We start from the raw sequence: 20,820 nt of genomic DNA, 5'->3' as shown, positions 1-20,820 counted from the left end.
ATCGTCAGGCGGCGACGTAATAGGGTTGCCTGAGGTCGTCCAGCAGGTCCGTCTCGCGGGGCTGCCAGCCTGTAAGGCGCCTCGTCTGTTCGGATGAGGCAGGGCCGTCCAGCTGGGCGAAATGCGCGAACCATCCGAAATGGTCAGCCGCTTCCTCGTGGCTCTTGCTGACCATGGGCACGCCGAGCTGGGCCGCGACGATCTCGGCGATCTCCCGGAACGTGATGCCTTCCTCGGCCACCGCATGATAGCGCGGTGCCGCCACGTCGCTTTCGACGACGGCACGGTAGAGACGGGCGGCATCACGGCGCTGGACGGCCGGCCAGCGGTTCTCGCCCTTGCCGACATAGGCCGAGATACCGGTGCGGCGGGCAAGATCGATCAGGATCGGCACGAAGCCGTGGTCGCCTTCGCCGTGGACTGATGGGGGCAGGCGCATGACCGAGACCCGCGTGCCTTTCGCCGCGACCGCTGCTGCAGCTTCTTCCGAGGCGATGCGGGGATTGACGCCGGGCGTCGGCAGGTCGTCCTCGGTCGCGATCCTGCCGGGAGTGATGAGACCGGTGCCGGAGGTGACCACCAGAAGACGGTTGGAGCCTGCAAGCGTGGAGCCGAGTGCATCCACCGCGCGGCGATCGATCTCGCAATTTTCCCTGAAGCGGGAGAAATCGTGGATGAAGCCGCAATGGATGGTGGCGTCGGCGGCATCCGCGCCGCGCCTCAGGCTGTCCAGATCCTCGAGGTGACCTTGGTGGGCGGCCGCGCCGGCGGCAGCGAGGGCCGCAGCAGCATTTTCCGAACGGGCAAGGCCGGTGACCTGATGGCCCGCGCCGATGAGCTCGCGGACGACGGCGGAGCCGACGAAACCGGTGGCGCCGGTGACGAATACGCGCATGGATATGTCCTTCCTGAAACGTGTCTTGCGTGCTGCGCAAGCAGCAACATAAATAAGCGTAAGCAGGGGATCGCGGACGATCCATGCTGTGGCGTCCGTCATTCATGCGCGATCGTCCGAATGCCTGTTCTTAATTAGCCAAGCGAGATAGGCTGAGGCCGTCATTTCAATCCCAAGGTTGCCATGGATCCGCTGTCCGACGTTCTCTCGCTGCTCAAACCTCGCAACTATATGTCCGCAGGCCTCGATGCCGGCGGGGCATGGGCCATCCAATTTCCCGAGCAGGGGCTGGGGATCAAGACCGGTGCCGTGGTGACCGGGCATTGCTGGCTGATGGTCGAGGACATGGAGCCGGTGCGGCTTGACGAGGGAGACTGCTTTCTGCTGGCGAGCGGCAAATCCTTCTGGCTCGGCAGCGACCTTGCCGCGCCGGCTATGCAGGCCTCTTCAGTCTTCTGGAAATCGCGCAATGGCGGGATCGTGACGCATAACGGCGGCGGCGACTGCTTCATCGTCAGCAGCCGGTTCGCGCTGGATGGCAGTGATGCGGGACGATTGCGGCGGATGCTGCCGCCGGTCGTGCATATCCGCGGCCGGCCTGAGACGGCGGCACTCCGGTGGCCGGTGGAGCGGACGATGCAGGAACTGCGCGAGCCTCGCGCCGGTGGTCTGCTTGTGTTGCAGCAATTGGCGCAGATGATGCTGGTCGAGGCTCTGCGGCTGCATATGGCGCAGGGTGGAGAGCGGGACGGCGATAGTGCCCGGGGCAGCGAAGCGGGATGGCTTTCGGCGCTCAGCGACCGGCAGATCGGTGCCGCAATGACCGCCATCCATGCCGACCCGCCCCGCCGCTGGACACTGCAGGAGCTTGCGGCGCAGGCAGGCATGTCCCGCTCGACATTTGCATTGAAATTCCGCGAAATGGTGGGGGAGACGCCGATGGACTATCTCACCCGCTGGCGCATGCTGCTTGCCGCGGACAGGCTGAGCCGGACGAGCGATCCGATCTCGCAGATCTGCATCTCGCTGGGTTATGAATCCGAAAGCGCCTTCAGCAATGCCTTCAAGAAGACCATGGGCTGCGCGCCGCGCCAGTACGGACGCCGGCTGGTGCAGGCTGCGGGCGGCATGGAGGAGGGCGCCGATGCCCTTGGCGGCAGTCTGGTTGGGTAGGTGAGCGGGAAAAGAAAGGCCGGAACCGGCGATACGGGGGACAGCACGGTTCCGGCAAGGCTGACCGAAGCGAAGGGACGAATGGTGCCCCGGTCCAAGGAGGGCAGTCTTGCCTTCCAGTGATGATGTTCTAGCGCGCCCGGCCTGAACCGAGACAGAACCGATCATTCATATGGCGTTCAGCGAAATCCCCCCGGTCGATCGGACGGCCATGGCGGATTTCTCGGTTCTGCAAGGGTGTCGATCAATGCTTGTGATCGGGCTCGCCGTGGTCGTCGTGCTCCACCGGCGTTCCGGCATCGGCCGCATCGGTCGGGTGCGGATGTTCCGGGTCGGGGCTGTGGGTGGTGCGATGGACAGCTGCGCTCATGTCGCCCTCGCTGCCGTAGAGCGCCACATGCAGGCCCCAGTAGGACGAGACGAAGATGACCAGCGCGGCTGCGATGCCGATCGGGACGCCTGCCATCATCTTCTTGAAGTTCGGGACGAAGAAGACATCGCGGGTATGATCGGCGGCAATTGCCACGATGACGGCCATGATCAGCGCGTGGCCGATCAGGTCGATGCGGCCGAAGGGGTAGACGGCGGCATTGAAGATGACGAAGAGCGCGATGGCCGAGAGGCGGCGTACCATCGGGGTCCAGAGCAGACCGAAGCCCATGGTGAATTCCGAGACGCCGGCCATGGGGATGAAGACGTCGCGCGGCAGGCCGAAAGTGAGGAAGGGCTTTTCCTCGACCAGCGGATAGAACCAGTCGGGATAGGCGAATTTTTCGAGGCTCGACCACATGAGCGCGATTGCCACGCCCCAGCGCAGGGCCTGGAAACGGTGCTTGCGCAACTCCTCGTTCGACGAGGCTTCCATGACGAGATAGGCGGCAACGCCAGGGCCCAGCGCAAGGTAGTCGAGCAGGTGGAAGATATCGTAGTCGCGCAGCGCCAGCAGCCACAGGATGACGATGCCGAGGGCGGCAAGCGGCTGGGTGGCGCGGAAGAAGATCAGCATGGCGATCAGCAGCTGGCCCCAGGAAACCATCTCCGACGGCGTCTTGAGATCGGGCGTCAGGTAGACGCCGCCGACGGCGAAGATGGCGATGAAGAAGGCGCCGACGACCGCCCGGACGAAATCGTCCATGCGGTTCCAGATCGGATCGGTCATGCGGTCGAGGCCGCGCAGGATGGTTTCGCCGGCGGGAGATTTCTCGACGGCGCGGGTGGCGAGAAAGAAGACCAGCACGAGGGCGATGCCGAGCCAGAACCAGGTATTGGTCAGGGTAGCGCCGATCGGCTGCGGCGGCGCGCCGACGATGTAGGGTGCAAACCATTTGACGTGGGCGCTGGCGGGATCGGCGCCGGCCAGAAGAATGAACGCAGGTGTGAGCCATCCGGCTCGGAGCGCGGAACGCATCGTCTTGGTCCTATCGATGTGGCAGCCAAGGACCGGGGCAAGGGCGTCCGAATAATCCGGGTCTGCAATTTTGACGATAGCCAATTTTCTGACTGAGTGTTTGATTTTCGTCAAATCCGCATGCTGCGGAAGGCGGGCTGGCGAGCCCACCTTCGGAACGGTGAAAAAGGTCTTGAATGGTCGGAAATCAATTCCCATCTGCAGTCTGCGGGCGCCGAAAGGGTCCGCTCAACGGGGCCTTCATCGCCATAACGGGATCAAGGCGCTCACATCAAAACCGCACCGTCGCTTCAATGGAGGACATTATGCGTCACGTCGATTTTTCTCCCCTCTACCGCTCCACCGTCGGCTTCGACCGTCTTTTCAATCTGCTCGACAACCGCAACTTTGCCGATCAGAGCCAGAGCTATCCGCCCTACAATATCGAGCGGACCGGCGAGAACACCTATCGCATCACCATGGCCGTTGCCGGTTTCGACGAGAAGGAACTCTCGATCGAATTCCAGGCCCATGCGCTGACCGTGAAGGGTGAAAAGACCGAGGAAGATGGCGCCGACCAGAGCGAATATCTCTATCGCGGCATCGCCAAGCGCGCCTTCGAGCGCCGCTTCCAGCTTGCCGACCATGTGGAAGTCGAAACCGCCTCGCTCAAGAACGGCCTGCTTCATATCGATCTCGTCCGGAACATTCCGGAAGCTATGAAGCCCCGCCGCATCGCGATCGCCGCAGAAGCCGGCGATACCGCCAAGACGATCGAGGCCCAGATCGCTCCGCAGCAGGTCAACTAACACTCCCATCCCTTTGACCTCCAGTCAGGGATAGCCAGCCAGACGCCTCTTCCCCCGCCGGGAAGGGGCGTTTTTCGTTTCATTGACCGGAGAAGCGATGAGGAGTAGCGTATCTACATTGTTTATACGTGGAGCCGAATATGCGTGTCACCGTGAAGAAATGGGGCAATAGCGCTTCCGTCAGGATTCCGGCCGCCATCATGGATGCGGCAAAGCTGACGCTGGATACTGTCGTCGATATTACGGAGGAAAACGGACGGGTGATCATCGAGCCGGTGCGTGAGGACGTCGTTGATCTGGATCGACTGCTCGCCGGCATCACGGAGGATAATCGGCACGAGGAGATTGATTTCGGTGCGCCCAGCGGCAAGGAAGCGATGTGAGTGCCGCGGGATATGTGCCGGAAGCGGGCGATATCGTCTGGCTCGATTTCTCGCCGCAGAGTGGCCATGAGCAGGCCGGCCGGCGGCCCGCGGTGGTTCTCAGCCCGGCCGCTTACAACCGCTTCGGGCTGATGCTTTGCTGTCCCCTCACAACGAAGGTGAAGGGGTACCCGTTCGAGGTTGTGATCGAAAGCGGCCGAGGCGGCGTGGCTCTTGCGGATCAGATCAAGAGCCTAGACTGGAAAGCCCGGAATGCGCAGCGCAAGGGCGCGGTGTCTTCATCCGAACTCAGTCAAATCAGGGCCAAATCCTCGGCCCTGATCGGAAAGCCGTGAGCTGATTACGCCGCAGCGGGCTCCGCCGCGATTTCCTTCGCTTTCAGGCGCTGGGCGTATTTCTGGGCGATGACGGCGCAGGCCATCAGCTGGATCTGGTGGAAGAGCATGATCGGCAGGACGATGGCGCCGATCGAGGTCGAGTGGCCGGCGAAGATGGCGTTGGCCATAGGCACGCCGGATGCCAGCGACTTCTTGGAGCCGCAGAAGGTGATGGTAATCTCGTCTTCCTTGGAGAAGCCGAGCGCGCGGCTGCCGAACATGGTGACACTGAGCACGATCACGAGCAGCAGGATGTCGAGGCCGATGACGACAGCGATGTCGGTGAGCGAGAAGGTGCTCCAGATGCCTTCCATGACGGCGGTGGAGAAGGCGAGGTAGACGACCATCAAGATCGAGCCGCGGTCGACCGGCATGAGGATCTTTTTCTTCGAGCGTATCCAGTTGCCAATCCAGGGCTGCAGGATCTGACCGACGATGAAGGGCGCGAGAAGCTGAAGCGCGATCTTCTCGAGCGCATCGGCCGAAACGCCGCCGCCGCCGGTGGTGGAGAGAAGCAGGGCCACCAGTGCCGGCGTCAGGAACATGCCGAGGATGTTGGAGCCCGATGCGGCGACGATGGCCGCCGGCACGTTGCCGCCTGCCATCGAGGTGAAGGCGATCGAGGACTGGACGGTCGAGGGCAACACGCAGAGGAAGAGCATGCCGAGGTAGAGCGGTGCTGGCAGGATGCTTTCAGGGATGAAGCCGAGCGCGAGGCCGAGGACCGGGAAGAGCGCGAAAGTGGTGAGCACGATCGTCAGGTGCAGGCGCCAGTGCAGGACGCCGGCGACGACGGTTTCCCGTGCCAGGCGCGCGCCGTGCAGGAAGAAGAGCAGGCCGATGGCGATATCCGTCGCAAGGCCGAACCATTCCGCCCAGACGCCGTGGATCGGCAGGATGGACGCCAGGATGACGGTGCAGACCAGCATGATGGTGAACCGGTCGGGTAGGAAACGCTTCATCGAATACTCCTAAAGCAGTCCAGCAAAAGTGCGTAGCGGTTTTGCGTCCGGAACTGCGTGAAATCAGAGAAATAGAGCGGTTTCGCGATTCGAAGAAAAGCGGAATTGCTCTACGGCAGGTTTGATTGCTGCTTCGCTTATCGTGAAATATAATGCAAACACTAACAGCTATCACGAAGCGCGATAACCATGCTGAATCTCCATCATCTCGACAGCTTCTTGATGCTGCAGCAGACCGGCAGCTTCACCGACGCGGCCGCGCGGCTGGGGGTGGGACAATCGACGGTCACGCAGCATATCCAGCGACTGGAGAAGGCGCTAGGGCGCAGGCTGGTGTTGCGCGATACCCATCAGGTAAAGCTCACGGCCGATGGCGAGGCGCTCGTCGGATATGCGCGCGGCATGCTCGACCTCAACGGGCGGGTGCTGTCGCTGTTCGGCGAAAGCCGGCTGCGCGGCCGCCTGAGGCTCGGGGTTTCCGAGGATGTCGTCGCCAACCGGCTGACGGGCATCCTGGAGGATTTCATTAGGCTACATCCGCTGGTCGATCTGGAGCTGACGGTAGCGTTGAGTGCCGTGCTCAACCAGATGCAAGATGCGGGCGATCTCGATCTGGTGCTCGCCAAGCGGCATGTGGGTGATACCCACGGCAAGTTTCTCTATCGCGAGCCGCTGGTCTGGCTGGCGCGTGATCCGGATCACATCATCTCGCGGGATGTGGTGCTGCCGCTGATCGCCTTTCCGCCACCGTCGATCACGCGGCGCGTGGTGCAGGAGGCGCTGGATGGTGCGGGACTTGCCTGGCGGGTCGTCTGCACCTGCGGCAGCCTGAGCGGACTGACGGCTGCGGCTCGCGCCGGCATGGGCGTGATGGTGCAGCCGCGCAGCATGGTGCCGGAAGGCTTAAGGGAACTGCCGGGCGATCGCCTGCCGCAGCTCGAGGATGTCGAATTCGTCCTTATTCCGCGGCGCGGGGCGGATGCCGAAATGGTGGAGGCGCTATCCAGCCTGATTGCGGCACGCATCGTGCCGCAATCAGCGTGAGTGGTCAGGCGGAGGCGCAGATCGACAGGAACTGGTCGACGTCTTCCTCGGTGGTGGCGAAGGAGGTGACCATGCGGATGAGGGCCTCGTCGCCGGTAACCTTTTCAGGCATGTCGCGCGGTTCCAGCCAGTCGTAGAACTTCGCACCCTTTTCCTGCGCTGCCTTGGCATATGCCTTCGGCAAAACGGCAAAGACCTCGTTCGAATCGGTCGGCCAGGCGAGGCGGGCGCTGTTCAGCGATCCGAAGCCTGCGCGCAAGCGATCGGCCATGGCGTTGGCGTGACCGGCGAGGCCTAGCCAGAGGTCGTCCTTGAGATAGGCGTCGAACTGGGCGGCGATGAAGCGGGACTTGGAGAAGAGCTGGGCGGTGCGCTTGCGCAGGAAGGCGAAGTCCTTGGCCAGTTGCGGATCGAAGAAGACAATCGCCTCGGCGCACCAGCAGCCGTTCTTGGTGCCGCCGAAGGAGAGCACGTCGACGCCGCGCTTCCAGGTCATTTCGGCCGGCGAGCAGCCGAGCGAAACGAGCGCGTTGGCGAAGCGGGCGCCGTCCATGTGCAGTGGCAGGCCGTTGTCCTTGGCGATCTTCGAAATCGCGTCGATCTCGTCAAGCGTATAGATGGTGCCGACCTCGGTTGCCTGGGTCATGGTGACGGCGGCGGCGCGGCCGTGGTGGACGGCGTCCTGCGGATAACGGGCGATGCGCTCGATCAGGTTTTCCGGCAGCATCTTGCCGGCCGGGCCTTCGACGCCCACCATGCGCATGCCGGAGAAGAAGTCCGGCGCACCGCATTCGTCTTCGATCACATGGGCTTCCGTATGACAGAAGGTGAGGCCGCCCGGACGCGCGATGCTGGCAAGCGACAGGGAATTGGCGGCAGTGCCGGTCGCGACGAAAAACACGGCGACTTCCCGCTCGAAGACCTCATTGAAGCGCTGCTCAATGGCGCGGTCGAGTTCGCTCGTTCCATAGGCGGCGGCAAATCGGGTCGATTCCTTCGACAGACGTTCGTTGATGGCAGGATGGGCTCCTGCCCAGTTGTCGGAGGCGAAGAACATGAGAAAGCACCTTGGTATCGCGTTGGGAGGTTGGTGCGGACATTAAGACATTTTTCCAATGGCGCAACGGGAAAGGCGCGGCGGGGCAGCGGCCCTATCGGCCTCGCAATGAAGCGGCATGATTGGGCTGCTGTGCGTAATTTAATTGCGTGAAAATGACGCCAATCGTAACGGAGTGTCTCTCACGGCTTAAATTTTTGATGCGGCGCTCTTGTTAGAAAGTTAAAATCATGCGATAGCAGATTGGGAATTAGGTCAGTCTTTCTGTCCTACTTTTCGCGAAAGAGGTCAAAAACTCGCGCCTCTGCCGCTGATCTCGACGCCGATCCGGGTTAGGGTGCGCCTTTATCAAGGCTCATCTCTGGCGCTGGGCCGGCGCCGTCGCGTGACCGAGAATGGCAGGAGATTGTCATTTGGCGGAATTGATGAAGTGCCACCTTGCTCGCTTAAGGTAAGCGGCCAACAGGAGGAATGACGATGACGAAGAAGACTGACGTGCACTGTTCCAGCCACACGGCCTCGGCGAAAACCGAGCAGGGCGTGCCCTTCATCGCGTCGGGCATTCCGGCGGCTCAGGGGCTCTACGACCCGCGCAACGAGCACGATGCCTGCGGCGTCGGCTTCATCGCCCACATGAAGGGCCAGAAGTCGCACCAGATCGTCAAGGACGGCCTGTTCATCCTGGAAAACCTGACGCATCGCGGCGCCGTCGGTGCCGACCCGCTGATGGGCGATGGTGCAGGTATTCTGGTGCAGATCCCGGATCGTTTCTTCCGCGAGGAAATGGCAAAGCAGGGCATCACCCTGCCGAAGGCCGGCGAATATGCCGTCGGTCACTTCTTCCTGCCGCGCGATGCCGAGCAGATCGAGCATTTCAAGAAGGTCATCGTTGATGTTATCGCGGAGGAGGGGCAGCAGTTCCTCGGCTTCCGCGACGTGCCGGTCGACAATTCCTCGCTTTCGAAGGCGCCGGAAATCGCCGCGACTGAACCCTATCACCTGCAGGTCTTCATCGGTGCCGGGCGCGATGCCGCGACCAATGCCGAATTCGAGCGCCAGCTTTTCCTCGTCCGCAAGGTGATTTCCAACCGCATCTACGATCAGTTCGGCGGCCAGGAGACCGGCTTCTATCCGGTCTCGCTGTCGTCCTCGACGATCGTCTACAAGGGCATGTTCCTGGCCTATCAGGTCGGCGCCTATTACAAGGATCTGGCCGATCCGCGGTTCGAGACGGCGGTGGCACTCGTTCACCAGCGCTTCTCGACCAACACCTTCCCGTCCTGGAGGCTGGCGCACCCTTACCGCATGGTCGCCCATAACGGCGAGATCAACACGCTGCGTTCCAACGTCAACTGGATGGCGGCGCGTCAGGCGTCGGTTTCCTCGCCGCTCTTCGGTGACGACATTTCCAAGCTCTGGCCGATCTCCTACGAAGGCCAGTCGGATACCGCGTGCTTCGATAACGCGCTCGAATTCCTGCAGCGCGGCGGTTACTCGCTGGCTCATGCGATGATGATGCTGATCCCGGAAGCCTGGGCCGGCAACCAGTCCATGTCGAAGGAGCGCAAGGCGTTCTACGAATACCATGCGGCCCTGATGGAGCCATGGGACGGCCCGGCTGCCGTCTGCTTTACCGACGGCAAGCAGATCGGCGCGACGCTTGACCGCAACGGCCTGCGTCCTGCGCGTTATCTTGTCACCGATGACGACCGCATCATCCTTGCCTCCGAAGCAGGCACGCTGCCGGTGCCGGAAGAGAACATCATCAAGAAGTGGCGCCTGCAGCCGGGCAAGATGCTGCTGATCGACATGGAAAAGGGCCAGATCATCTCCGACGAGGAGCTGAAGACCTCGCTTGCGACCAAGCACCCCTACGAGAAGTGGCTCGACCGCACCCAGCTCATCCTTGAAGACCTGAAGCCGGTGGAGCCGCGTGCGCTGCGACGGGACGTTTCGCTGCTCGATCGCCAGCAGGCCTTCGGCTACACGTCGGAAGACACGAAGATCCTGATGTCGCCGATGGCGACGACCGGCCAGGAAGCCGTCGGCTCCATGGGCACCGACACGCCGATCTCGGCCATGTCGGAAAAGTCGAAGCTGCTTTACACCTATTTCAAGCAGAACTTTGCCCAGGTGACGAACCCGCCGATCGACCCGATCCGCGAAGAGCTGGTCATGAGCCTCGTGTCCTTCATCGGTCCGCGCCCGAACATTCTCGACCATGAGGGCATGGCCAATGCCAAGCGTCTGGAAGTGCGCCAGCCGATCCTGACCAATGGCGATCTGGAAAAGATCCGCTCGATCGGCCACACGGAAGACCGGTTCGACACCAAGACGCTCGACTTCACCTATGACATCGAGCGCGGCGCCGAAGGCATGCCGGAAATGCTGGATCGCCTCTGCGAGCGCGCCGAGGCTGCGGTCAAGGGCGGCTACAATATCATCGTGCTCTCCGACCGCCAGATCGGCCCGGACCGCATCGCCATCCCGGCGCTGCTGGCGACCGCTGCCGTACATCACCACCTGATCCGCAAGGGCCTGCGCACCTCGGTCGGTATCGTGGTGGAATCCGGCGAGCCGCGCGAAATCCATCACTTCTGCTGTCTCGCCGGCTTCGGCGCCGAGGCGATCAACCCCTATCTCGCCTTCGACACGCTGACCGACATGCATATGCGCGGCGAGTTCCCCAAGGAAGTCGACAGCCAGGAGATCGTCTACCGCTACATCAAGGCAGTCGGTAAGGGCATCCTCAAGGTCATGTCCAAGATGGGTATCTCGACCTACCAGTCCTATTGCGGCGGCCAGATCTTCGACGCTGTCGGCCTGTCCACCGAACTGGTCAACCAGTATTTCTTCGGCACGGCGACCTCGATCGAAGGCATCGGCCTGACTGAGATTGCGGAAGAAACCGTGTTCCGTCACCAGGCGGCCTTCGGCAAGGACCCGGTTCTCGCCTCGACGCTCGATATCGGTGGCGAATACGCCTACCGCATGCGTGGCGAAAGCCATGCCTGGACGCCGGATGTGGTGGCGACCCTGCAGCATGCCGTGCGCGGCAACAGCCAGGACCGCTACCGCGAGTTCGCCCAGATGGTGAACGAGACGGCGGTTCGGATGAACACGATCCGCGGTCTGTTCAAGATCAAGTCCGCCGAGGTTCTCGGCCGCAAGCCGGTTTCGCTGGACGAGGTCGAGCCGGCGGTCGATATCGTCAAGCGGTTCTCGACCGGCGCCATGTCCTTCGGCTCGATCAGCCGCGAGGCGCATACGACGCTGGCGATCGCCATGAACAAGATCGGCGGCAAGTCGAACACGGGTGAGGGCGGCGAGGAGAGCGATCGCTACCTGCCGCTGCCGGATGGTTCTTCCAACCCCGAGCGTTCGGCGATCAAGCAGATCGCGTCCGGCCGCTTCGGCGTCACGACCGAATATCTGGTCAATGCGGACATGCTGCAGATCAAGGTGGCGCAGGGGGCAAAGCCCGGCGAGGGCGGTCAGCTGCCCGGCCACAAGGTGGATGCGACCGTCGCCAAGACCCGTCACTCGACGCCGGGCGTCGGTCTCATTTCTCCGCCGCCGCACCATGATATCTATTCGATCGAAGATCTGGCGCAGCTGATCTACGACCTGAAGAACGTCAACCCGACGTCTGACATCTCCGTCAAGCTGGTGTCCGAAGTGGGCGTCGGCACGGTTGCCGCCGGTGTCGCCAAGGCGCGTGCCGACCATATCACGGTCGCAGGCTTCGACGGAGGTACGGGCGCGTCTCCGCTCACCTCGCTGAAGCATGCCGGTTCACCTTGGGAAATCGGCCTCGCCGAAACCCAGCAGACGCTGGTGCTGAACGGGCTGCGTTCACGTATCGCGCTGCAGGTCGACGGTGGCCTGAAGACCGGCCGCGACGTCATCATCGGCGCGCTTCTTGGTGCGGACGAATTCGGTTTCGCGACTGCTCCGGTCATCGCCGCCGGCTGCATCATGATGCGCAAGTGCCATCTCAACACCTGCCCGGTCGGCGTCGCCACCCAGGACCCGGTTCTGCGCAAGCGCTTCAAGGGCACGCCGGAACACGTTATCAACTACTTCTTCTTCGTCGCCGAAGAAGTGCGCGAAATCCTGGCATCGCTCGGCTTCACCAAGTTCGACGACATCATCGGCCTTTCCGAACTGCTGGAGAAGGACGACATGCTGGCGCACTGGAAGTCGGAAGGTCTCGATTTCTCGAAGATCTTCCACAAGGTGGAAGCGCCGAAAAGCGCGACCTACTGGACCGAGCGCCAGAAGCATCCGATCGACGACATTCTCGACCGCAAGCTGATCGAGAAGGCGCAGGCCTCGATCGAAAGCAAGGAGCCGGTCGTCATCGAAGCGTCGATCAAGAACGTCGACCGCTCGGCCGGTGCGATGCTCTCGGGCGCGCTTGCCAAGCGCTGGGGCCAGAAGGGCCTGAAGGATGACACGATCCATGTGACCCTAACGGGCACGGCGGGCCAATCGTTCGGCGCCTTCCTTGCCCGCGGCATCACCTTTGATCTCGTCGGCGACGGCAACGACTATGTCGGCAAGGGCCTGTCTGGCGGCCGCATCATCGTGCGCCCGCCGGAGACGTCGAAGATCGTTGCGGAGAACTCGATCATCGTCGGCAATACCGTGCTCTACGGCGCGACGACCGGGGAATGCTATTTCCGCGGCGTTGCCGGCGAGCGGTTCTCGGTGCGCAATTCCGGCGCCATCGCAGTCGTCGAGGGCGTCGGTGACCACGGCTGCGAATACATGACCGGCGGTATCGTCGTCGTGCTCGGCGAGACGGGCCGCAACTTCGCGGCGGGCATGTCGGGCGGCGTGGCCTATGTGCTCGACGAGAAGGGCGATTTCGCCAAGCGCTGCAACATGGCGATGGTCGAACTCGAGCCGGTTCCGGAAGAGGACGACATGCTGGAGAAGCTGCACCATCACGGCGGCGACATCATGCACAAGGGACGCGTCGACGTGTCCGAGGACATGACGCGCCACGACGAGGAGCGCCTTTACCAGCTGATCTCCAACCACATGCACTATACCGGCTCGACCCGCGCCAAGGAGATCTTGGATCGCTGGGGTGAATACCGGCCGAAGTTCCGCAAGGTCATGCCGGTCGAATACCGCCGCGCGCTGGTCGAGATGGAACGCATGCGGATGGGCATCGCGGCGGAATAAGCCAAATGGCGCACGTTCACCGGCTGATTTCGGTGAGCATCGCGGTCGCTGTTCCGGCGGCCGTGTTCCTGGCGAGCGGCACTGTCGCAATAGAATTCATCGTATTGGGGGCGACCATGGGTTTCGCCTGCTGGTACTGGGGGCCGACTGGCACCCTGCTTTGAAGAGGGAATGACATGGGCAAGGTTACGGGTTTCATGGAAATCGACCGGAGCGTGGCGAAGTATCAGCCTGCGTCGGATCGTATCCGCCATTTCCGCGAATTCACGATCCCGATGTCGGATGCAGAAGTGACGAAGCAGGCGGCCCGCTGCATGGACTGTGGCATCCCCTATTGCCACGGCCCGACCGGCTGTCCGGTGCACAACCAGATCCCGGACTGGAACGATCTCGTCTATAACAACAAGTGGGAGGAGGCGATCCGCAACCTCCATTCCACCAACAATTTCCCGGAATTCACCGGCCGCGTCTGCCCGGCGCCTTGCGAGGAAGCCTGCACGCTGAACCTCGAGGATGCACCGGTCGCGATCAAGACCGTCGAGCAGGCGATTGCCGACAAGGCCTATGAGCTCGGCCATATCGTGCCGCAGCCGGCGACGGTGAAGACGGGCAAGAAGGTTGCCGTCATCGGCTCCGGCCCGGCCGGCATGGCGGCGGCCCAGCAGCTCGCCCGCGCCGGCCACGAGGTGCATCTCTATGAGCGCGAGTCGAAGGCCGGGGGCCTGCTGCGCTACGGCATTCCGGACTTCAAGATGGAGAAGAACTTCATCGATCGCCGCGTCGAGCAGATGACGGGCGAGGGCGTCACCTTCCATTACGGGGCCAATATCGGCGTCGACATTTCCGTCGAGCAGCTGACCGCGGAGCATGACGCCGTGCTTTATTGCGGCGGTTCCGAGACCCCGCGTCCGGCCGGCATTCCGGGCACCGACCTGCATGGCGTCTATGACGCGATGCCTTACCTCGTGCAGCAGAACCGCCGCATCGGCCGCGAAAACATCGACAGCGTCGCCTGGGCGGCCGAGCCGATCCTCGCCGGCGGCAAGCATATCGTCGTCGTCGGCGGCGGTGACACGGCATCCGACTGCGTCGGCACGGCCTTCCGTCAGGGCGCCGTCAAGGTGACCCAGCTCGACATCCGCCCGCAGCCGCCGGAGAAGGAAGACAAGCTTGCCGTCTGGCCCTTCTGGGCCACCAAGATGCGCACCTCGTCCTCCCAGGCCGAAGGCGCGATCCGCGAATTCCAGGTGGCGACGCTCGAATTCATCGGTGAAGACGGCCAGCTCACCGGCGTACGCTGCTGCGAAGTCGACGAGCGCCGCAAGCCGATCGCCGGCACGGACTTCATCATCAAGGCCGATCTCGCTTTCATCGCCATCGGCTTTTCCGGCCCGGCGACGGACAGCGTGCTGAAGGAACTCGACGGCAAGCTCGAGCTCAATGTCGACCGCCGCGGCTCGACCAACGTCGTTGCCAACGACCGCGACTACAAGACCTCGGTCGACAAGTTCTGGACTGCGGGCGACGTGCGCCGCGGCCAGTCGCTCGTCGTCTGGGCGATCCGCGAAGGTCGCCAAGCCGCCCGCGCGATCGACGAAGCTCTGATGGGGAGCTCCGTCCTGCCGCGTTAACAGCGCGACGAACTAGAAACTATCCAGCAGCCTCTTTCCGCCGCAGCGGGAAGGGGCTGTTTTGCTGTCTGAGGCAGGTTGTCCGGTCACTTTGACCGACATCAATGGGAGGGCAGTTCGAACATGTAACGGATCGGCGTGGAGGAGGTCACGCTATCCGAAGGACGCGGCAATGCGCTTACATGTTCCGGCTGTCTATACCTACTTCAAGGGGGTGGTCCCCTTCAGGATCGTGCCGGCGGTCGTGACAACCATCTTCCTCCTGACGCTTCTGGCGCTGCCGGCGCCGTCCGGCCTGGACGAGAATGGTTGGAAGATGCTGGCGATCTTCCTGACGACCATTCTCGCGATCATCCTCAAGGTCATGTCGATCGGCGTGATGGCGCTCATGGCGATCGTCATCGTCTCGTTGGCGCAGGTTACCTCCCCATCGTCGAAGGGCGCGGTGGCGGATGCGTTGAGCAGTTTCGCCAGCCCGCTGATCTGGCTCATCGTCATCGCCGTGCTGATCTCGCTCGGCCTGCGCAAAACGGGGCTCGGACGCAGGATCGGTCTCGTCTTCATCACGCTTCTCGGCAAGCGGACGATCGGCATCGGTTATGGTCTGGTATTGTGCGAACTACTGCTTGCGCCATTCACCCCAAGCAATACCGCGCGCGGCGGCGGCATCATCCATCCGGTCATGAAGTCGATCGCCAACGCCTTCGATTCCGATCCGGCCAAGGGGACGCAGGGACGGGTCGGCACCTATCTGGCGCTGGTGAATTATCACGCCAACCCGATCACCTCGGCCATGTTCCTGACGGCGACGGCGCCCAACCCGCTAGTGCTGGAATATGTCGCGAAGTCGACCGGCGGTGCGATCCAGCTGACCTGGGTCAGCTGGGCGCTGGCCATGTTCGTGCCCGGCGTCATTGCACTGATCGTCATGCCATTGGTGATCTATCTCATCTCGCCACCGGAGCTGAAGAAGACGCCGGATGCGGTTGCCTATGCCCGGCAGGAACTGGCGGCCATGGGGCCGGTCTCGGCGAAGGAAATGGTGATGATCGGCACCTTCGCCATGCTGCTTCTGCTGTGGGCCAATGTGCCGGCGATGATCCTCGGGCCGGCCTATACGCTCGATCCGACCGTGGTTGCGATCCTCGGCCTGTTCGCGCTGCTGATCACCGGGACGATCAACTGGGATGACGTGCTCGGCGAGAAGAGCGCCTGGGATACGCTGATCTGGTTCGGGGCGCTGGTGATGATGGCCGACCAGTTGAACAAGCTCGGCGTCATCGGCTGGTTCTCGAACGGCATGAAGGACATGATCTCGCATGCCGAACTGGGGTGGGAGATGACCGCGGCGGTGCTGGTGCTGATCTTCACCTTCGCCCACTACATGTTCGCAAGCACGACGGCGCATGTCAGCGCCATGATGCTCGCTTTCCTCAGCGTCGGAATCCTGCTCATCCCTGTCGAATACCAGCCTCTCTTCGTGCTGATGATGGTGGCCGCCTCGGCGATCATGATGACATTGACCCATTATGCGACCGGAACATCGCCGATCATCTTCGGCAGCGGCTATGTGACGATGGGCAAATGGTGGGGCGTCGGTCTCGTCATGTGCATCGTCAACCTCGCGATCTTCGCTGTCATCGGGGCGACATGGTGGCGGGTGCTGGGCTACTGGTGAGGGAATAAAGATGTTTGCGTTCAGGCGGAATCAGCCGATCATTCCGGCATGTACATCCTGAAACACGGCATCAAGAAGGATCCGGTCAGGCGCTGGGCTCTGCCGGACATGATCTTCTTCGGTCACGGCGCCTGCCATATCCTGGCAGGCATTTTTCTGCGATCTCCGCCGATGAAGGGATTTCAAGCCGAGCGGATCATTCCTGCTGACGGTTTCGCGGGTAACCACATCTACGTCACCGACGGCCTGATCGCCTTCGATTATCACGGGTATTCCAGTCGGGAGAGGCTGCTGGCGCATCACGCCAAAGGCTGGTCGATGCATCGTCCGGGCTGGAGCTGCACGCTTGAGACGGTGGAGTTCGATCTTCTCGACACGGCCGAGCTCAACCAGCGCAAGATGCTGGGGCCGGATCAGTACCTGCACGACGCGATACCGCGGGCGCAGGCATTCATCGATGGGATAGACCATGCCACGGGAATGGCGAGGGCGCATGCGACGCTCAAGCTATAAGCGGGCGGTGTGAACTCGGAGGGAGATCTTACTGCGTCGTCGAGATCCTGTAGTCGTCGACGCGGCCGGTGGGGGCGGCTTCCATCTCGCCGCGCTTGACCAGTTTGTCGCGCGGGGACTGAGACTGGATGTCGGTATTCGGCATCGCGCCCAGAAGCTCCTTGCCGCCGTCCAGTTCCGGGTCGGAGAGGCTGATCGGGTGAGCGAGAAGCGCCTTGCTCGCAGTCGCCGGCAGGCCGAGCTCGGGAAGGCTGTCGGCGTCGAGATTGACCAGTTCGGGGCTTGCCATGTCACCCAGGTGGCGACGGGCGAGCTTTTCCACGTAGAAGGCGAGCTTCTGCTTGCCGGCCTTGGTGAAGGTGATGCCGTCCGAGCCGCGCAGGCGCACCTGCTGGCCGCTGACGTCGGAGCCGGTGACGATGAACTTGCCGTCCTCGCTGACGAAACCGTCCCAGATATCGACGAATTCGCCGCCGACCTCTTCCGTGCGGGCGCGATAGATGGCGTTCAGCGTTACCGCGTCTGCCATCATGGAAGGCGATTGGAAGGCGGGCAGGCCGACCCAGAGCAGCGGCACCTTGCGGGTGGCGACCGTCTTGGCAAGCTCGGAAACGCGGCGCTTGTATTCGGTGAACCATTCCTCGGTGCGGAATTTTTCACGCTTGCCGGAGGTCATCTGCTGGCGGTCGTTGGCACCCAACATGACAACGACGATCGCGGGTTTGGCTTCGTCGAGAATTGCAGGGAGTTCGCCCAGCCAGTCGTAGTGGTCGTCGCGTACCAGGCCCGAGGAACCATCGCTGCGGGTGATGACGGCAACGCCTGGCGAGGCTTCGAAGGTCGTCTCAAGTTCGCCGCCGATATTGCCGGCGAAGAAGTCGCCGACGACGAGGATCTTGCGGGCGTTTTCCAGCTTGGCGACGGGTTCCGGCTTGGGCGGGACGACGGGGGCAGGCGGGCGGGGCGCGGCTACTCGGGTGCTGCGATTGCGCTCCCTGCGCGGCGCCATCTCGATGACGCCGTCGCCGCGTCGATTATATTGACGCGGCGGCTCTTCTCTCTCGTAGCGAGGGCCGCCGAAAAGCATCTCGAAAAGGTTGCGGCGAGGCCAGCGCTCCTGGGCGCTAGCCGTCAATGGCAGGCTCGTCGCCAAGATAAGGCCAGCCGTGAGTGTGCAGCCGATACGCTGCCACGCTCTTTTCTGTTTCGGCCTGCCCATCACCATTTCCAGTCCTGCCCGGCGGTCATTGCCGGGGATTTTGCGCCGCTATCTCTACAAGTCAACGAATTGCTTTGAGAAGCGATTGCGACGGCTCGCCGTCCTGGCTCATGCCGAGGCGCTTCTGGATGGCGGAAATGGCAGCCTTCGAGCCGGAGCCGAAATTGCCGTCGATCTCGCCATCGTAGTAGCCAAGTTCCTTCATGCGCGACTGCAGCTCGAATTTTTCCTTCATGTCGAGCGTGCCGTGCGGACGCGGCCAGGACTGCTGCATGCCGCCATAACCGGCGATCTCATCGGCGAGCAGGCCGACGGCCAGCGCGTAGCTGTCGGCGGCGTTGTATTTCTTGATGGTGAAGAAGTTTTTCATCATCAGGAAGGCCGGGCCATCCGAACCGGCCATGAGCTTGAGTTCGGCGCGATCGCTGCCGCGTGGAAAGCCCTTGCCGTTCGGGCGTGCAAAGCCGAGCGCCGCCCACTGGGCAAGCGTCTTGGTCTGGCCTTCATACCTGGCTGCACCGGCCGGGAGCACGGCTTCGTAACCCCAGGTCTTGCCCGTGGTCCAGCCGTTCTTGGCGAGCAGGTTGGCGGAGGTGGCCAGTGCGTCCGGGATCGAATGCCAGATGTCGCGCTTGCCGTTGCCGTCGGCATCGATCGCGTAGAGCAGGTAACTGGTCGGGATGAACTGCGTATGGCCCATGGCGCCGGCCCAGGAACCGGTCAGCTGCTTCGGCGTGACGTCGCCGTTCTGCAGGATCTTGAGCGCCGCGATCAGCTGTGTGCGGGCGAACTTGGCGCGCTTCGGGTCGGCCCAGGCGAGCGTTGCCAGAGCCTGCGGCACGTGATGCAGGCGGTCCGGCTTTTCCAGCACGGCGCCGTAGTTGGATTCCATCGACCAGATGGCGAGAAGGATATGCTTGTCGACGCCGAAATGGCGCTCGATCGCGTTCAGCGTCTGGCCATGGCGGGCGGCCATCTCGCGGCCGATCTTGACCGTATAGGGATTGACGCGGCTGTCGACATATTCCCAGATCCTGGACTTGAATTCCGGCTGGTACTGGGCCTTCTGCAGCACGTCCTCGTCCGGGCCGTTGATGCCGGCGAAGGCCTTGTTATAGGTCGACTTGCTGATGCCGCTCTTTGCAGCTGTAGCGTAAAAATTGGCAACCCACGACTTGAAGCCGGCATCGGCCTGGGCTTCTAATGGCCATATTCCGGCGACAAGGCTGGCAGCAAGCAAAAGAGCGAGGCTACGCGAACGTTGGGTGCGGGGTTTGGTCATCGGCAGTCGTATCCATTCTGTTCATTCGCCATTCATGGCGAGACTGGCATGCGGCTCATCGATGTCTTATCAGAATAGAGTCAACAAATTCTTTACCATAGATCACGGGTTCGTGGGAGCCTTTTGCGAAACGGTAGCAATTGCACAATAGAACCCCGAAGGTTTCAAATCCGCACAATGATGTGCATCCAGGAGGCATGAGTGTCTGAACAGCGCAAAATTCGTAAAGCGGTCTTCCCGGTAGCCGGGCTCGGAACGCGTTTTCTTCCCGCCACCAAGGCCGTGCCGAAGGAAATGCTGACCGTCGTCGACAAGCCGGTCATCCAGTATGTGGTGGATGAAGCCGCCGAAGCGGGCATCGAGCACTTCGTCTTCGTCACCGGTCGCGGCAAGGGGGTCATCGAAGACTATTTCGACATCCAGTTCGAGCTGGAGCAGATGCTGCGCGAGCGCAACAAGAATGCCGAACTGACGCTCCTGTCGCATATCCTGCCGAAGGCCGGTACCGCGAGCTTCACCCGCCAGCAGGTGCCGCTTGGTCTCGGCCATGCCGTCTGGTGCGCCCGCGACATCGTTGGCGACGAGCCCTTCGCCGTTCTGCTGCCCGACATGATCATGTCGTCGGAAAAAAGCTGCCTGAAGGGCATGGTCGAGCTTTACGAAAAGACCGGCGGCAACGTTCTGGCCGTCGAGGAATGTGCTCCGGAACAGGCACATAAATACGGTATCGTCGGCAAAGGCGCCGATGTTGGTGACGGCGGGTTCAAGATCACCGAGATGGTCGAAAAGCCGGCCAAGGGCACCGCGCCGTCGAACTTCTTCATCAACGGCCGCTACATCCTGCAGCCGGAGATCTTCAAGATCCTGGAAACCCAGGAGCGCGGCGCCGGCAACGAGATCCAGCTGACCGACGGCATGCTGGCATTGGCCAAGCAACAGGAATTCGCCGCCTATCCGTTCACCGGCGAGACCTATGACTGCGGTGCCAAGGACGGCTTCATCATGGCCAATATCGCCTTTGCGCTGCAGCGCGCGGATATCCGTCCGGCGATCGAAGAGCCGCTGAAGGCGCTGGTTTCCAAGCTGAAGTAAGCCTCAGCAAATACAGATCACGAAAAAGCCCGCGCCGCCATGAACTGACCCCATTAAGTTGGACAGATTAGGCGCTGGGCAGTTTTGAGGGCTGGGTCCTGTATTGTACAGGGCTCAGCCCT

Annotated in this window: 17 protein-coding genes; 11 read left to right on the top strand and 6 right to left on the bottom strand. The window is 62.3% G+C overall.

The features are described from left to right. Positions 1-4: 4 nt before the first annotated feature. Positions 5-895, bottom strand: a complete 891-nt coding sequence (locus tag BM216_RS30825) for an SDR family oxidoreductase (RefSeq protein WP_093003924.1) — start codon at positions 893-895, stop codon at positions 5-7. A gap of 183 nt (positions 896-1,078) precedes the next feature. Here BM216_RS30825 and BM216_RS30820 point away from each other — a divergent pair, with 183 nt between their 5' ends. After that, complete coding sequence (locus tag BM216_RS30820; RefSeq protein WP_093003829.1) at positions 1,079-2,068, top strand: AraC family transcriptional regulator; 990 nt, start codon at positions 1,079-1,081, stop codon at positions 2,066-2,068. Between the two features lie 244 nt (positions 2,069-2,312). Here BM216_RS30820 and BM216_RS30815 read toward each other — a convergent pair whose 3' ends face one another. Next, positions 2,313-3,476: a hypothetical protein gene (locus tag BM216_RS30815; RefSeq protein ID WP_244530420.1), complete on the bottom strand. Its 1,164-nt coding sequence runs from the start codon at positions 3,474-3,476 to the stop codon at positions 2,313-2,315. A 305-nt stretch (positions 3,477-3,781) separates the two neighbouring features. Here BM216_RS30815 and BM216_RS30810 point away from each other — a divergent pair, with 305 nt between their 5' ends. The 3 genes from BM216_RS30810 (at position 3,782) to mazF (ending at position 4,982) form a co-directional block, all read left to right on the top strand. Beyond that, on the top strand, positions 3,782-4,264 hold the full coding sequence (locus tag BM216_RS30810) for an Hsp20 family protein (protein WP_093003827.1): 483 nt from the start codon (positions 3,782-3,784) through the stop codon (positions 4,262-4,264). Between the two features lie 140 nt (positions 4,265-4,404). Next, the gene (locus tag BM216_RS30805) at positions 4,405-4,647 is read left to right on the top strand and encodes an AbrB/MazE/SpoVT family DNA-binding domain-containing protein (RefSeq protein ID WP_093003922.1); all 243 of its coding nucleotides are present in this window, start codon (positions 4,405-4,407) and stop codon (positions 4,645-4,647) included. Further along, positions 4,644-4,982: an endoribonuclease MazF gene (mazF, locus tag BM216_RS30800; protein WP_093003825.1), complete on the top strand. Its 339-nt coding sequence runs from the start codon at positions 4,644-4,646 to the stop codon at positions 4,980-4,982. Before BM216_RS30805 ends, mazF begins: the two co-directional genes overlap by 4 nt. A gap of 5 nt (positions 4,983-4,987) precedes the next feature. On the opposite strand, the gene BM216_RS30795 is transcribed toward mazF, so the two are convergent. Next, positions 4,988-5,986 (bottom strand): bile acid:sodium symporter family protein, encoded by a 999-nt coding sequence (locus tag BM216_RS30795; RefSeq protein ID WP_093003823.1) that lies wholly within the window; start codon positions 5,984-5,986, stop codon positions 4,988-4,990. Between the two features lie 189 nt (positions 5,987-6,175). Here BM216_RS30795 and BM216_RS30790 point away from each other — a divergent pair, with 189 nt between their 5' ends. After that, positions 6,176-7,030 (top strand): LysR family transcriptional regulator, encoded by an 855-nt coding sequence (locus BM216_RS30790; RefSeq protein ID WP_093003821.1) that lies wholly within the window; start codon positions 6,176-6,178, stop codon positions 7,028-7,030. 4 nt (positions 7,031-7,034) lie between these two features. Here the strand turns inward: BM216_RS30790 and BM216_RS30785 are convergent, their stop codons facing one another. Further along, positions 7,035-8,087, bottom strand: coding sequence for a threonine aldolase family protein (locus BM216_RS30785; RefSeq protein ID WP_093003819.1), 1,053 nt, complete (start codon positions 8,085-8,087; stop codon positions 7,035-7,037). 477 nt (positions 8,088-8,564) lie between these two features. Between BM216_RS30785 and gltB the strand changes: the two genes are divergently transcribed. From gltB to BM216_RS30765, 5 genes are all read left to right on the top strand, one after another. Further along, positions 8,565-13,283 (top strand): glutamate synthase large subunit, encoded by a 4,719-nt coding sequence (gltB, locus tag BM216_RS30780; RefSeq protein ID WP_177230998.1) that lies wholly within the window; start codon positions 8,565-8,567, stop codon positions 13,281-13,283. 5 nt (positions 13,284-13,288) lie between these two features. After that, the gene (locus BM216_RS34375) at positions 13,289-13,447 is read left to right on the top strand and encodes a hypothetical protein (protein WP_177230997.1); all 159 of its coding nucleotides are present in this window, start codon (positions 13,289-13,291) and stop codon (positions 13,445-13,447) included. Between the two features lie 12 nt (positions 13,448-13,459). Next, positions 13,460-14,914, top strand: coding sequence for a glutamate synthase subunit beta (locus tag BM216_RS30775; protein ID WP_093003815.1), 1,455 nt, complete (start codon positions 13,460-13,462; stop codon positions 14,912-14,914). Positions 14,915-15,086: 172 nt separating this feature from the next. Beyond that, entirely contained in the window at positions 15,087-16,592 is a 1,506-nt protein-coding gene (locus tag BM216_RS30770) for a DASS family sodium-coupled anion symporter (protein WP_093003813.1), read from the top strand. Between the two features lie 48 nt (positions 16,593-16,640). Beyond that, positions 16,641-17,105 (top strand): hypothetical protein, encoded by a 465-nt coding sequence (locus tag BM216_RS30765; RefSeq protein ID WP_093003811.1) that lies wholly within the window; start codon positions 16,641-16,643, stop codon positions 17,103-17,105. Between the two features lie 28 nt (positions 17,106-17,133). Here the strand turns inward: BM216_RS30765 and BM216_RS30760 are convergent, their stop codons facing one another. Then, complete coding sequence (locus tag BM216_RS30760; protein ID WP_244530419.1) at positions 17,134-18,240, bottom strand: SGNH/GDSL hydrolase family protein; 1,107 nt, start codon at positions 18,238-18,240, stop codon at positions 17,134-17,136. A 145-nt stretch (positions 18,241-18,385) separates the two neighbouring features. Then, on the bottom strand, positions 18,386-19,606 hold the full coding sequence (locus BM216_RS30755; RefSeq protein WP_093003807.1) for a lytic murein transglycosylase: 1,221 nt from the start codon (positions 19,604-19,606) through the stop codon (positions 18,386-18,388). A gap of 201 nt (positions 19,607-19,807) precedes the next feature. On the opposite strand from BM216_RS30755, the gene galU reads away from it, so the two are divergent. Beyond that, complete coding sequence (gene galU / locus BM216_RS30750; RefSeq protein WP_093003805.1) at positions 19,808-20,698, top strand: UTP--glucose-1-phosphate uridylyltransferase GalU; 891 nt, start codon at positions 19,808-19,810, stop codon at positions 20,696-20,698. Positions 20,699-20,820: the final 122 nt, after the last annotated feature.

It is taken from the genome of Rhizobium sp. NFR07, assembly GCF_900111905.1.
Classification (GTDB): Bacteria; Pseudomonadota; Alphaproteobacteria; order Rhizobiales; family Rhizobiaceae; genus Neorhizobium.
The sequence above is the reverse complement of the archived record's forward strand: the minus strand, read 5'-3'. Positions and strand labels throughout refer to the sequence as shown.